Annotated in this window: 15 protein-coding genes; 6 read left to right on the top strand and 9 right to left on the bottom strand. The window is 36.8% G+C overall.

The window, feature by feature from the left end:
• Nucleotides 1–89 precede the first annotated feature (89 nt).
• Nucleotides 90–1037, bottom strand: coding sequence for a transcription antitermination factor NusB (nusB, locus tag CWD90_RS07845; protein WP_103475388.1), 948 nt, complete (start codon nucleotides 1035–1037; stop codon nucleotides 90–92).
• 180 nt (nucleotides 1038–1217) lie between these two features.
• On the opposite strand from nusB, the gene CWD90_RS07840 reads away from it, so the two are divergent.
• The gene (locus CWD90_RS07840) at nucleotides 1218–2972 is read left to right on the top strand and encodes an ABC transporter ATP-binding protein (RefSeq protein WP_103475387.1); all 1755 of its coding nucleotides are present in this window, start codon (nucleotides 1218–1220) and stop codon (nucleotides 2970–2972) included.
• 80 nt (nucleotides 2973–3052) lie between these two features.
• On the top strand, nucleotides 3053–3424 hold the full coding sequence (locus CWD90_RS07835; protein WP_103475386.1) for a PUR family DNA/RNA-binding protein: 372 nt from the start codon (nucleotides 3053–3055) through the stop codon (nucleotides 3422–3424).
• 164 nt (nucleotides 3425–3588) lie between these two features.
• Here the strand turns inward: CWD90_RS07835 and CWD90_RS07830 are convergent, their stop codons facing one another.
• From CWD90_RS07830 to CWD90_RS07815, 4 genes are read right to left on the bottom strand one after another with little or no spacing between them, the layout of a single operon-like run.
• On the bottom strand, nucleotides 3589–4629 hold the full coding sequence (locus tag CWD90_RS07830; RefSeq protein ID WP_103475385.1) for a lysophospholipid acyltransferase family protein: 1041 nt from the start codon (nucleotides 4627–4629) through the stop codon (nucleotides 3589–3591).
• On the bottom strand, nucleotides 4626–5546 hold the full coding sequence (locus CWD90_RS07825) for a bile acid:sodium symporter family protein (RefSeq protein WP_103475384.1): 921 nt from the start codon (nucleotides 5544–5546) through the stop codon (nucleotides 4626–4628). Before CWD90_RS07825 ends, CWD90_RS07830 begins: the two co-directional genes overlap by 4 nt.
• Nucleotides 5547–5549: 3 nt before the next feature.
• Nucleotides 5550–5888 carry a tRNA-binding protein gene (locus CWD90_RS07820; RefSeq protein ID WP_103475383.1) on the bottom strand — a complete coding sequence of 113 codons (339 nt, stop codon included), beginning with the start codon at nucleotides 5886–5888 and terminating at the stop codon, nucleotides 5550–5552.
• The gene (locus tag CWD90_RS07815) at nucleotides 5885–6190 is read right to left on the bottom strand and encodes a phosphoribosylpyrophosphate synthetase (protein ID WP_103475382.1); all 306 of its coding nucleotides are present in this window, start codon (nucleotides 6188–6190) and stop codon (nucleotides 5885–5887) included. Before CWD90_RS07815 ends, CWD90_RS07820 begins: the two co-directional genes overlap by 4 nt.
• A 109-nt stretch (nucleotides 6191–6299) precedes the next feature.
• On the opposite strand from CWD90_RS07815, the gene CWD90_RS07810 reads away from it, so the two are divergent.
• Entirely contained in the window at nucleotides 6300–6857 is a 558-nt protein-coding gene (locus tag CWD90_RS07810; RefSeq protein WP_103475381.1) for a thioredoxin family protein, read from the top strand.
• Nucleotides 6858–6932: 75 nt separating this feature from the next.
• Here the strand turns inward: CWD90_RS07810 and CWD90_RS07805 are convergent, their stop codons facing one another.
• Entirely contained in the window at nucleotides 6933–7484 is a 552-nt protein-coding gene (locus CWD90_RS07805) for a YfiT family bacillithiol transferase (protein WP_103475380.1), read from the bottom strand.
• Nucleotides 7485–7850: 366 nt separating this feature from the next.
• Between CWD90_RS07805 and CWD90_RS07800 the strand changes: the two genes are divergently transcribed.
• On the top strand, nucleotides 7851–8489 hold the full coding sequence (locus CWD90_RS07800; RefSeq protein ID WP_103475379.1) for a peroxiredoxin: 639 nt from the start codon (nucleotides 7851–7853) through the stop codon (nucleotides 8487–8489).
• A 358-nt stretch (nucleotides 8490–8847) separates the two neighbouring features.
• Nucleotides 8848–9039: a cold-shock protein gene (locus CWD90_RS07795; RefSeq protein ID WP_103442091.1), complete on the top strand. Its 192-nt coding sequence runs from the start codon at nucleotides 8848–8850 to the stop codon at nucleotides 9037–9039.
• 474 nt (nucleotides 9040–9513) lie between these two features.
• Here CWD90_RS07795 and CWD90_RS07790 read toward each other — a convergent pair whose 3' ends face one another.
• From CWD90_RS07790 to CWD90_RS07780, 3 genes are all read right to left on the bottom strand, one after another.
• Complete coding sequence (locus CWD90_RS07790) at nucleotides 9514–10446, bottom strand: peptidylprolyl isomerase (RefSeq protein WP_103475378.1); 933 nt, start codon at nucleotides 10444–10446, stop codon at nucleotides 9514–9516.
• A 155-nt stretch (nucleotides 10447–10601) separates the two neighbouring features.
• The gene (locus CWD90_RS07785; RefSeq protein WP_103475377.1) at nucleotides 10602–11975 is read right to left on the bottom strand and encodes a M20/M25/M40 family metallo-hydrolase; all 1374 of its coding nucleotides are present in this window, start codon (nucleotides 11973–11975) and stop codon (nucleotides 10602–10604) included.
• Nucleotides 11972–12850, bottom strand: coding sequence for a PPK2 family polyphosphate kinase (locus CWD90_RS07780; protein ID WP_103475376.1), 879 nt, complete (start codon nucleotides 12848–12850; stop codon nucleotides 11972–11974). The genes CWD90_RS07785 and CWD90_RS07780 overlap by 4 nt, the downstream gene beginning before the upstream one ends.
• A gap of 413 nt (nucleotides 12851–13263) precedes the next feature.
• Here CWD90_RS07780 and CWD90_RS07775 point away from each other — a divergent pair, with 413 nt between their 5' ends.
• Complete coding sequence (locus CWD90_RS07775; protein WP_103475375.1) at nucleotides 13264–13953, top strand: hypothetical protein; 690 nt, start codon at nucleotides 13264–13266, stop codon at nucleotides 13951–13953.
• Nucleotides 13954–13984: the final 31 nt, after the last annotated feature.

The raw sequence follows: 13984 nt of genomic DNA, 5'->3' as shown, positions 1-13984 counted from the left end.
CATTAAACATCTTGATCGATTTCAAGAATTCCTGTAGCTCATTTCAACTGTTTTAATTTTTATTTTGCGCAAAATTAAGGAATATTTACTTACAATAAACCTCTACCCACTTTTTTTAGTTTGCCGGCCTCCTTATACTCCCTTACCAACTTATCCAATATTCCATTGATGAATATGCTACTTTTAGGTGTTGAATATTCCTTGGCAATTTCTAAAAACTCGTTTATGGTAACTCTCTCCGGTATCGATGGAAAGTTAAGTAACTCACAAATTGCCATTTTTAATAATATGGCATCAATATCAGCAATCCTATCTTTATCCCAATTCGGGGTTTTACCTTCGATCTCATTTTCCAATTTCGCATTGTTCAGTAGCGTTTTCGTCAAAAGTCTATTGGCATACACCATATCATCCTCATCCTTAAAAAGGGGTGGTAAAAAATAAGATGGAACACTACTTTCCTTTACTTTTTTAAACTGCTTTAAGAGATAAGTATTTACGATAGGAATATCATCTACCCAGGTTAATTTATCATCTTCAAAATAATCATAAATCTTTTCGTTAGGAGCAATGATCTCTCGAAACAGATCTAAAACCAGCTTTTTATCCTCATCGTATGTACTAGTGGCAGTGGACATATAAGTAGCATATACATCGCTTTCCATTATCTCCTTATATATAATCTTAATATACTCCTCGTTTAAATACCAATTGTTCAGTTTTCTTTTAGACAACTCATCCTTTAAAGACTTGTTACCAGAAATTTGAAGAAGTAATTTATTACCCAGAAACTTTTCCTTGTTTGGAAAGGAATCCGAGGTGTTTGTTAGATATTTTTTGGAAGAAAGGTTTACCTGATTCTGTGCCCTTTCGTGCAATTCTATGAAAAGACTCAGCATTAACAAGTAAAGGGTGTACATGTTTTCTATGCTTACTCTCAAAAATTTTTCCTGTTTTTCAAGCGAATCATCCTTCGATTGTGTCAATGCATAAATACATTGCATAACTTTAACCCTAATGTGCCTTCTTGTAAGCATTTTTAAAGAACTTTAGTAAAATAAATAAAACTTTCGGGTACAAAAGTAGGATTATATTTTTTAATCCTAGCTACGTTTTTCGGTATTATCTTATGTGTTTTATAACATTTGTTTAAGATTCAAAAAACTATCTTTGCCGAATTGTAATCCATAAATGCTGCAATTTCTGTTTACTATCGGATGAAAGAACTTAAACATCTAAATAAATATTTTAAAAAGTATCGATTTAAACTCCTTGTCGGTATTGTAATCACAATGATAGCCCGTATTTTTCAACTGGTTATGCCTTCTTATGTAAAAAAATCCATTGAAGTCGTAGAGGGTTATATTGGCAATGATATTGTAAAGTCCGAAGCCAAGGAAATGCTTCTGGAATACATCCTAATTATCGTGGGAGCGGCATTACTATCTGGCTTTTTTACCTTTCTAATGAGGCAGACAATCATTAATGTTTCCAGATACATAGAGTACGATCTAAAAAATGAAGTGTTTGACCACTATCAGCTTTTAAGCCTTAATTTCTACAAAAAGAACAGAACTGGAGATTTAATGAATAGAATTAGTGAGGATGTCAACCAGGTTAGGCTTTACGGTGGCCCTGCCATAATGTATGGTATTCAAACACTAACACTTTTCGTTTGCCTTGTTCCCCTTATGTTTATAAAAGCGCCTGTATTGGCGCTATACGCCTTGTTGCCCTTACCTATATTGTCTGTACTAATTTATCAGATCAGTAAGATCATTCATAAGCGCAGTACTGTTGTTCAAGAATTTTTATCCACGCTATCTACTTTTACCCAGGAATCTTTTTCCGGAATTTCTGTTATAAAGGCGTATGCTTTGGAACCCAAGGTAAACGCGGAACTAAAACATTTGGCTCTGGATGGGAAAGACAAAAGTATGGATCTGGCCAAGGTGAATGCCTGGTTTTTTCCATTGATGATCTTGTTGATCGGGATAAGTAATATTTTTGTCATCTACGTTGGTGGTAAACAATATATAGACGGCGAAATAGCCTCAATAGGTATCATTGCCGAATTTATTTTATATGTAAACATGCTAACATGGCCAGTAGCGGTCGTAGGTTGGGTAACATCTATTGTGCAAAGGGCAGAAGCATCGCAAAAAAGGATAAATCAATTTTTGCAGGAAGAGCCCAATATAGTAAGTACCGTAGACAAGGATACCCCAATATCAGGAAAAGTGGAGTTTAAAAATGTCACCTTCACTTATGAAGACACCAACATTACAGCCTTAAACAATATATCATTTACCATAAATAAAGGAGAGACCGTTGCCATCCTTGGAAAAACAGGATCTGGAAAATCGACCATTTTAGACCTTATTGCCAGATTGTACGACATCGACTCTGGAGAAATTCTTATTGATGAGATTCCAATTAAGGAATTAAATCTACAAAGCTTACGAAAATCGATTGGTGCCGTTCCTCAAGATGCATTTCTTTTCTCGGACTCTATCAAAAACAACATAAAATTTGGCAAGGAAAAATCCACAGATGAGGAAATTATCGCCGTAGCCAAGAAAGCGGTTGTACACGAAAACATTATGGGCTTTACCAAACAGTATGAAACCATCTTGGGAGAAAGGGGCATTACCCTAAGTGGAGGTCAAAAACAACGTGTTTCCATTGCGCGTGCACTCCTCAAGGATCCGCAAATATATCTGTTTGACGATTGTCTTTCTGCTGTTGACACGGAAACCGAAGAGGAAATTTTAAATCAACTGAAAAATGAATCCAAAAACAAGACCACTCTTATAGTTAGTCATAGGGTTTCTTCTGCCAAAAACGCGGATAAAATAATAGTTCTCGAGAACGGAAAATTAATGCAGCAAGGGACACATGAAGAATTAAATTCTGTTGAAGGATACTACAAAGAGCTGTATAGGCACCAACTTTCTGAAAAAGAAAAATAGAAAAATGTTGTTAGATTAGGTTTTTTTTTCCACTTTTGACAGATATATACCTATGAAAAATTAACTATACACTAGACGAAATGAGCGATAAAGATTTAATGGACCAAGAAGAAATTTATTCAAAAGTTTTACGGGCAGGAAGAAGAACTTATTTTTTCGATGTTAGAAGCACAAAAGCAGGTGATTATTATTTAACTGTTACTGAAAGCAAAAAATTTACTCATGATGATGGCTCTTTTCATTATAAGAAACACAAGATTTATTTATATAAAGAAGACTTTACCGCCTTCAAGGAGAATTTAGATGAGATGATGGACTATATTATTGATGAAAAGGGTTCAGAAGTAATATCAGAACGTCATCAAAAAGATTTTAAGAAGGAAGATTCTGAGGAAAATGGATCCATAAACTCTACCGACAGTTTTACAGACGTAAGCTTTGACGATATTTAATCCATTTATCTTTTTATAAAACATAACGGCCCTTGAATATGGGGCCGTTTTTATTTACACATTTCCCCCAAATTATTCTCCCGGTACCTCAAGACAGTGTCCCATTACCATTATGTCCCGAAATGGGAAGTGTATCACATATCAAAACTTTTAGACTAACCTCCTCATTGCAACTTTACTAGAACGACATTTAGTATGAGGTGTAACAAGCAAATAGCCAATACCATCTGCCCATTATAGAGCATAAACGCTCCTAACCCAATAAAAAGAATTTGGAATGGGTAAAACAATAAGACAAACATAAATCGAGTAGTACTCAGAAATTCCAGTTCTTTTACTTTAGGCCTAATGAACATGGACCATAAAATTATCATAGGGAAATTCAGTACAATAAATAAGCCTTTAAATAAGTATTTGATTATCGAAGCTTTTCCGTTGGATTTAGGTATTATTATTATTTCCTCTTTCTCCAAAACTAGATTAACCGCTTTGGGATCTAAATAATCCACATCGGAGTTATCTAATTTTTGTGCTATACTATCGTAATTGGCCTGTACCTCTATATGCGCGGTTAGTTTTTTTAATTGATGATACACTTCCTGCTTCAATCGGTTTGTAGATCCGGATAAATCGTCCTTATCAAAAAAATCCTGAACTATTATTTCCCTGCCATAATACAAGGCTGCTTTGTCGGGAAAATGTGCTGCACTTGCGTAATTCACACCAATAGGTATAATGCCTATCTCCATTGAAGGGTTGTTTTCCAAAGCCAAAAACAAAATACGCGTAAAGCCTTTGCTCAGAGGCCGGACCCTACGTTGCAAGGAATGGTTCCCTTCCGGAAAAATAAGAATGGCCTCTCCTTCTAGCAAAAGACTCGAACAACGTTCAAAAATAGCAGTATTCCCTTTCAAGGAATCCTTACCATCCCTGATTCTATACACTGGGATCATCCGCAAAAATTCGAAAAGCATTTTTAATATTGATGTTTTAAACACATCCGACCTTGTTAAAAAATAAGGCTTCCGATTGCAATGAGTTGCAATTAGAAGGGCGTCTAGCAAAGCATTTTGATGATTTGCCAAAAACATTAAAGGCTTTCCTGAAGGCACATGGTGCAGACCATCAACCTTTATCTTGGAAAAATAACAAGTTAGTGCCGTACGGATCCATACCCCAAAAAAAAGATATCCAATTTTCTTCAAACAAGTTCTTTTTTATCAATTGGTTTGTATCCCCATAAAGTGGCCAAGGTTAATCCGGACACCAAGTGCCATATTCCCCAAAAAGCCGCCAAAAGTGCCATCCCACCCATTCCGTCAAAAAAAGTAAATATAAGGAGAAGGCCTAATCCTGAATTCTGGATTCCAGTTTCTATGGCTATGGTTCTTTTATTCTTCTGTGAAAGGCCTAGAACACTCGCCACCGAATATCCGGTAACAAATGCCAAAAGGTTATGTAAAACCACGATCCAAAATACGTAGAGTACGTAATCCATAAAAATATCCCTATTATCATATAAGGCTACAAAAATTAGCACTATAAAAAATATTAGGGATAGTGCTTTCAATACCTTGGCTGTTTTCATTGCCCAGTTAGGCCTTATATAATTAAGCGACATCCCCAAAATTAGTGGCAACCCCAAAATCAATGCTACTAATTTGATCATTGAAATTGGTGAAATGGCAACTTCTTGCAACAAGTCCGCCGTTGGGCCATAAAAGGAACCCCAAAATTGAAGGTTTAAAGGGGTCATAACCACAGCCAATAAGGTAGCTACAGCCGTTAGACTAACGGATAGGGCCGTATTCCCTTGTGCTAAATGCGAAATAAAATTGGAAATATTGCCCCCCGGACAAGCGGCAACCATAAACATACCCAATGCAATACTCGGTAACGGTTCTACCAGCAGTACTAAAACAAAGGTGACTGCAGGCAATAAAATAAACTGACTCAAAACACCTATAAAAAGGGGTTTTGGTTTTCTGACCAATCTTCTAAAATCATCCAAGGAAATATCCAAAGCAATCCCGAACATAACCATGGCCAATGCGATGTTCAGCACCCAAAGCGATTGTTCATTAAAGTCTATATGGATCTTGTCCAGGGGGGTAGAAATCAAATATTAAGAAATTTTAAGTCCGTTGTATACTTTTGTTTCCGGTTGCAACAATATTACGTCGGAACCGTCAACAGCACCTAATATAAGACATTCGCTCATAAAATTTGCAATTTGTTTTTTAGGGAAATTTACCACCGCAATTACCTGTTTCCCCAAAAGTTCCACCTTGGAGTACCTTTCCGTAATTTGGGCCGAGGATTTCTTTATCCCAATATCCAGGCCAAAATCCACGTAAATCTGATAGGCAGGATTTTTGGCTTCAGGAAAATCTTTTATTTCTATAATCGTGCCTACCCTCATATCTATTTTGGAGAAATCAGGCCAAGTAATCGTTTCGTTCATCTAACAATTCTCAATTTATCAATAATTGCTCTAGGGACATTACCGGAATACACTCCGTAGGCATCAACCAAAAGGCCCTTGTCACCACTTGAAGTTTCTATAGCATATAGAATCATATTATCATCCGGATCGCTCATTCCCTCAAATCTATAGTATTGAACTACATTCAATTCCTTTGAGGAATGAATCCGTTTTAATTTTTTAGTTTCTATTCCCACTTCACATAAATTTAAATCCTCTGTGAAACCCGCTTTTTTCACGTCGAATATCACTTCCAATAAGTTTGTATAAGAATTTCTCATTACCAATAATCTAAAGGCTAACCTATAAACAACAAATGTCCGATCCTTATACAAGTAACTTCAATTTGATTTAACTTTGTAAAGGACCTATCCTCTAAATATTAAAGTCATGGCCAATACACTTAGTAAAATGTTACCCTTAGGGACCGTAGCCCCAAACTTTAAATTGCTCGACACCACATCGGATAAACGCAAAAGCCTTCATGAATTAAAAGGCTCCAAGGGCACCGTAATCATGTTTATTTGCAACCACTGCCCATTTGTAAAGCATCTTAATACCGAAATAGTTAAAACAGCTATGGAATACCAACATAAAGATATTTTATTTATTGCAATTTCCAGTAACGACGTGGAAAACTATCCGCAGGATGCGCCTCATTTAATGAAATTAATCAGTGTAGAGCAAAAGTATACTTTCCCATATTTGTACGATGAGTCGCAAGAGGTCGCCAAAGCCTACGATGCAGCCTGTACCCCGGATTTCTACTTATTCGACGATGATTTAAAATTAGTGTATCGAGGTCAGTTTGACAACTCCCGCCCTGGCAATGGAACCCAGGTGAATGGAGCAGATCTAAAAGGCGCCATGGACGCCCTACTTGCTGGAGCAGAAGTAAATACCAATCAAAAACCCAGCATGGGATGCAATATTAAGTGGAAAAAATAACAACCACCTTAAGGGTCCTACATTTTAAAAACATACAGTGAAGATAAGTTTAGTACTAGCAAAACTGTACAATTATTATGAACAATTCCAGCCCTTGCGGTCTATTAAACCTTCAATATGTGCTAAATGATGATTCCCGTGCCAGGCATATTTTCCAATATTTTCCATAAGGCTTACGGCTACATTGCCATCGGGATGAATAAATACTCTTTGCAGATCCTCCTTGGACAAGCCCTTTAATAGATATACCAATTTTGCATGTAGTGCCTTAAGATAATTCAATGAAAAGGAAATTGGTGCATTATTGGCATCAAATAAATTGCTCCATTCCTTCTCGTTATATGCTTTTATAATAGGGCTATCTTCTGTCAAGGCCCATTTAAACCTGGTATAACTATGATGATGACTATCCGCAATATGATGTACCACTTGTCTAATAGTCCACCCACCTGGACGGTAAGGAGTATTCAACTGCTCCTCATTCAGATTAACCACCAAGTCTTCCAAACGAGTAGGCAACGCTTCCAGTTCAGAGATCCAATCGGACAAAATTATATCGCCTACATTTTCAGTAAAAACAAAATGGCCAATGGGATATTTTAATTCTTCTAGGGTTCTTTCTTCCATAGACTAAAATTAAAAAAGTTTAATTTAATTTAGTAGATATCCGATTAAATTATTTTGTTGATGCCATGAATTTCCACTATCAAAATAAGCCATCTTATTATGGTAATTAATAATAATCCTTGAAATTGATTTAAACTAAAATTTTGAAGCATTATTCCTACCGTAAATCTTTTAAAAAAAATAGTCTACATATTGCTTTTCAAAGGGTTATAAGTAAAAAAACAAAGAAAATGGAATTGAAATAATTAATTAAAAGGTTATTTATTTTTATTAAATTTTAATACTTTTTTAACCTTTTAAAAAAGTCGATTACAATGTAATCTACTAATTTTATAGGATATTAATTTTTATCTAAATCACTATAATATGGCAACTATACGATTGGGCGACGCGGCCCCTGATTTTACAGCAGACAGTTCAATGGGAATGATCAATTTATATGATTATTTAGGCGAGGGATGGGGCATTTTGTTTTCGCACCCAGCGGATTTTACTCCTGTTTGTACCACTGAGTTGGGAACTGCTGCAAAATTTAAACCAGAGTTTGACAAACGTAATGTAAAAATGCTGGCACTTAGCGTTGACGGTGTGGCATCGCACGGAGAATGGATCAAGGATATAAATGAAACACAGCACACCACTGTTAACTTTCCCATTATTGCTGATGAGGACAAAAAGGTTTCCACCTTATATGATATGATACATCCTAACGCAAATGACAGCTTAACAGTGCGTTCCGTTTATATTATAGCACCGGACAAAACGGTTAAACTTATTATCACTTATCCGGCATCTACAGGGCGTAATTTTCACGAATTGCTAAGGGTTATTGATTCGCTTCAATTAACTGCTTATCACAAGGTAGCTACTCCCGCAAACTGGGAAAATGGAGATAGGGTTGTTATTAGTCCAGCCATAAACACTGAAGATGCTAAAAAAATATTTACCAAAGGGGTAGAAGAAATTAAGCCTTATTTAAGGATGACACCGCAGCCTAATATTTAATATTTTTTATCTAAAAAACACTCGTCAAACTTTAAAGTCTTTCTATTTCTAGGAGGACTTTATTGTTTAAAAGCCCATACCTTCGCCATCTTGTTTTAAACTACTGGGGAACGCCATACCCCCCACCCTAGAGCTATAATCTTACTTTTTTTTATTTAGAGCATATAGGCCACAACAATGAAATTTGATTGGTTTAAGGAAAAAGGATAACGGACCAAGACCATTAACTCACAGAGAATTAGCGGTTTAATTTTGATACCTTGATAAATTGCGACCCTGTCTAAAAAAATATAACTATCAAAAAATCATATAGTTAAATAATTAAACCTTATATTCGCACCTAATTTAATTTTTTATAATGAATAAAGGAACAGTAAAATTCTTCAATGATTCCAAAGGTTTCGGATTTATCACTGAAGATGGCTCAAGCGAAGATCACTTTGTACACATTTCTGGTTTAATCGACGAAATTCGCGAAGGTGATGTTGTAGAATTTGAACTACAACAAGGTAAAAAAGGATTGAACGCAGTAAATGTAAAAGTGATTTAATAATTACGGTACAATTTTTTTTTAGAAAATAGAGCCCATCCACTAGGATGGGTTTTTTATTGGCCCTAACCAAAAAACAAATAGGAAAACCACAGCACTTCACTTTTCCTCATTTCAACTACACCCCCTTCAGCTTTTACATCTTCATAGGTAACTATTATATTTTAAACGCAACCTTTTACCACTTTTATCATCTTAGCTACAAACACTGAGTTTACACCATTATAAATAATAATTACATGACCACCTTTTTCACCATTCTTTTAACTTTATTGGTAATAAATATAGCGCTACTGGTATTAAGTCTTAATAGGACCAAAAGATAAAATCGATTTTCACAAAAATCGATTAGTGCTTTACCCATTAATTATCTCTTGGGGCTCAATATGCCATATAGACTTATAAATATTGACCCTTGGGCAAAAAAAAGGTTCTAATTTCTTAGAACCTTATAATTTTAAAATGTTCGGGCTATTAACCTACCCCCATTAATTCAACGTCAAATATAAGGGTAGCATTTGGTGGAATTACTCCTCCTGCACCAGCGCTACCGTAGCCCAAATTAGATGGAATAACAAACCTGGCTTTATCCCCTACTTTCAATAGACCTACTCCTTCGTCCCATCCTGGGATTACCTGCCCAACACCTAACTGAAAGCTAATAGGCTCTTTTCTCTTATAAGAAGAATCAAAAACCTGACCGTCTAACAAAGATCCCTCATAATGAACGGAAACATTTTTTCCGCTCACAGCTTTGGCTCCTTTTCCTTCTTGAACAATTTTATACCTAAGTCCACTTGCCGTTTCATCAAAACCAGCAGCTACCTTATCCAGTTCGCCAGCTAATTTATTCTTTTCTTCTGCCAATCTCTTTTCCCTTGAGCCCTCAAAAGTTCTAAATGCCTCAACCGCATTCCATGCATCAGCTTCGGTACCAATTCTTTCAATGGTTAAACTTTCAATTTTATCACCTTGCTTAATGGCGTCCACTATATCTTGGCCTTCTACTACATGACCAAAAACGGTATGTTTGTTATCCAACCATGGAGTAGCCACATGGGTAATGAAAAATTGAGTCCCGTTGGTTCCTGGGCCAGCATTGGCCATAGATAGTACTCCAGGGGCATCATGTGTAAGATCTGGATGGAATTCATCATCAAATTTATAACCCCCATCTCCGGTTCCTGTACCAAGTGGACATCCACCTTGTACCATGAAATCTGGAATAACCCTATGAAATTTTAAACCGTCATAATATGGCTTACCTTGTGCTTTGACACTATTTTCCAAATTACCTTCTGCCAAGGCTACAAAGTTTCCTACGGTCCCAGGTGTTTTATCATGGGTAAGTTTTACCACTATTTCTCCTTTCGAAGTATTGAATTTTGCGTAAATTCCGTCTTGCATATCACTGTTTTTTTATTAGTCTGCAAAGGTAAGGATAAGTTTTCTTTTTAGAAAAACTTGGGAGCATAGAAGGTACCTATTGAAGCCCTATCTAAACTTAATAAAAAGCACTGTTTCTATGTGTGTAACCTAATTAAGTGGGTCGCAGACAGCAATTACTTAATTCCATATTGGTCAAAGAGATAGATCAAACTGGTCATAGCAGCCGCCCCAAGTTCCAATTCACGTCTATTGACATGTGCAAAGGTGTCGTTTTCAGAATGGTGGTGATCAAAATAACGTTGGGAATCAGGTCTCAGTCCTGCCAAAACATTGTTATCGCTTTTTAAAGGTCCTATATCTGACCCACTCCCTCCTTTAATGAAGAGATGAACCAAATAGGGTTCAAACATACTTTTCCAACCCTCTACCTGAGTAAAATTGGCCTCACTGCAATCGAAGGAAAATCCACGGGGCGTAAATCCCCCTGAATCACTTTCAAGGGCAAAAATGTGTTTTTCATTTCCCTTGGAGGCTTGCTCTGCATAAGTGGTACCGCCTCTTAGTCCGTTTTCCTCGTTCATAAAGAGCACCACCCGGATTGTGCGTTTAGGCTTATACCCTGTATTCTTTAGCAATCTTAGTACTTCCATACTCTGTACACATCCGGCACCGTCATCATGGGAACCATCTCCCAAATCCCACGAATCCAAATGGCCGCCCACTATTATAACTTCATTAGGATAAGTACTCCCTTTTATTTCCCCAATTACATTAAAAGAATCCGCGTCCGGTAATATTTTACAATTTTGTCTAAAGAAAAAATTTATACTAGGATTAAGCTTGAGGGTAGTACTGAGAAGTTCTGCACCATTAGTACTTATTGCTGCTGCTGGAATCCTGTCGTCTATTTTAGTATCCCCATAACTCATTGCCCCAGTATGGGGAAAATCATCCAACCGTAGATTTAAGGATCTAACAATTACCCCTACGGCACCATATTTAGCCGCTTCGGCCGCACCGGAATACCGTTGGTCCGAGCAACCTCTATAAGACTGAAAGGTGTTTATGTTGGCAGGATCCATAGGTTTATTAAAAAACACGATCTTGCCTTGAATTTTTTCTTTCCCCAATGCTTTTAATCCCTCAATACCGTTTACCTCAACCACCCCTGCCTTTATACCTCCAAAAGGAGTTGCGACAGACCCTCCCAATGCACAAATGGGAACATTATTGGTTAATCCCGGGTCACTTTCTATATAGGCAAATTCCGGAGTACCTCGCACCCATTTGGGCACCTTAACCGGCTGGAGCCATACCCGATCTAGACCCATGGAATCCAAAACCTTTTTGGTGTATTCGACTGCCTGCTGCGCCTGTAGTGACCCTGAAAGTCGACCTCCTATTTGGTTCGATAGATAATTTAGCCAAGCATAGCCGTTACCATTGGTTAGTGCCGAATTATAAATTTCCTTAATCTGTTTTTGATCACTATTTTGAGCCTTGACTTGTGTTGCTATGAGTAGAAATACTACTAATATATATCTCATTCGTTTTCCAGTTGCTTTTTATAATCTTCTAAATTAGCCTTTATTTTATCATTCAGTTCTGGTTCCCTTATATCTTTGTATTTTTTTAACTCTTCAAACAAAATAGAGGCCACAATTACGCGGGCCGCCTTTTTATTGTCGGATGGAATTACAAACCACGGGGCATGAGGTTTTGAGGTGTTATTTAAGGCATCTTGGTAACAGTTTTGGTATTCATCCCATATTAACCTTTCCTTTAAATCGCCGGGAGAAAACTTCCAATTTTTCTTCTTTAAGTCCAATCTGCGCAACAAGCGTTGCCGTTGTTCCTCTTTTGACAAATGCAGGAAGAATTTAAATATTATAGTTCCGTTTTCCGCAATGTGCCGTTCAAAATTGTTTATTTGTTCAAAACGCTTGTCCCAAAAACTTTGGTCTATATCCGATACACTATGGATACCTGGGATATGTTCGTTCATAATGTATTCCGGATGCACCCTGGTCACCAAAACGTTTTCATAATGTGTGCGATTAAAAACACCAAATTTTCCTTTTGCCGGAAGGGCTATATAGTGTCGCCAAATATAGTCGTGCTTTAACTCTAATTCTGTCGGCACCTTAAAACTATGGACTACAACGCCCCTCGCATTAAAATCTTTGAACACTTCCCTAATTAGGCTATCCTTACCAGCGGTATCCGTACCCTGCAAACAAATTAGTACACTGTATTTGGAATGGGCATACAAGGTATCCTGAAACTCTCCCAGCTCTATTCTAATATTTTCCAGTGCTTTTCTTAATTTTTTATCTGACGATTCAAAATCTTCCCTAGTATTTAAGTCTGCCAATTCAATTTCGCTATCAACTCTATATGTAGCTGCCTCTATGTTTTTCATGGATAATGCTTAGCGCTCCTATATAGAGCAATTAGAAACAAAAAATATATGAAATTATTCAAACTACCTAAAAGTTAAGGCCCGAATTTATAAGAAACCGAATTTCTATGGTATTTGAACGCAGTATACAATCCAATCCAGACCTCACGGTAAACACGGGAACAATGCCTAACCCAATTCTAAGGAATTGAGGTAATTATTAATAGAACATTGAAATCTGACAAGGAACTTCATCGATTATTCCTATTAAAAACCCTATAAAAGAATCACCATTTGTCCGAAGAAAGCCTCTGTTCGTCTAAAAACAAATCCAACAACTGTACTTCGTCGAAAAAAACATGGAGGAATACGGCCGTAGGATTATCTTTACAAGGTTATATTTCCCAGTATAACAAGAAACTAAATCCTACTTTATGAGACTTTACGTTATAACTGTTTGCTCCTTGGCAATGTTTATTTTCTCATCTTTCAAGAATAACAAAGCCTGTGAATATGCTGGTTCCAATTTAGCCTACATACAATCACAAACTGAAAAAGCCATATCCACCGAAGACATTAATATGTCCAAGTATTTTGCTTATAAGGCTTTGAATGCCATAGTTAAATCAAAATCCCAATTAGAGGATTGTGGCTGTGAACATGCTATGGAACTTATCCATGAAAGCTCTCTTAATTTAACCAATGCCACTAAGGCCATTTCCATGCCAAGTGCTAAAATATTACTTGAAAAAGCGTTGGACAACGCCACAGGAAGCCTCGAGGCCTTAGATGAGCACGACTCCCATGACAGTAGGTATAACAATGACGTTTTGGCAATGAATACCAAGACAGCCATAGCAGCGAAAAAATCCGAAAAACTTATGGACAATAAAACCCTTGAGAATAAGGTTGATATTGCCTTGGCGAAGTTTAAAGTATCCTTGGACAAGGTAGTAGAGTCCGTGGATTGTGCGGAGGCTTTGGCATATACACAAAACATATTTAATATTTGCGAACAGCAACTTTTAAATCCTCGCCTTTCCGAAGGCAAAAAATACTATAACTTAAGAACCAAGGAAATTGCATCAAAAGCCCTTGAGCGCCTTGGAGACTGCAAAAAATAGGAATTATGGCTTAGAAACCCATTCCTAAAGG

This window comes from Arenibacter catalasegens (assembly GCF_002909235.1).
GTDB lineage: Bacteria > Bacteroidota > Bacteroidia > Flavobacteriales > Flavobacteriaceae > Arenibacter > Arenibacter catalasegens.
This window is presented reverse-complemented; position numbering and strand designations above follow the sequence as displayed.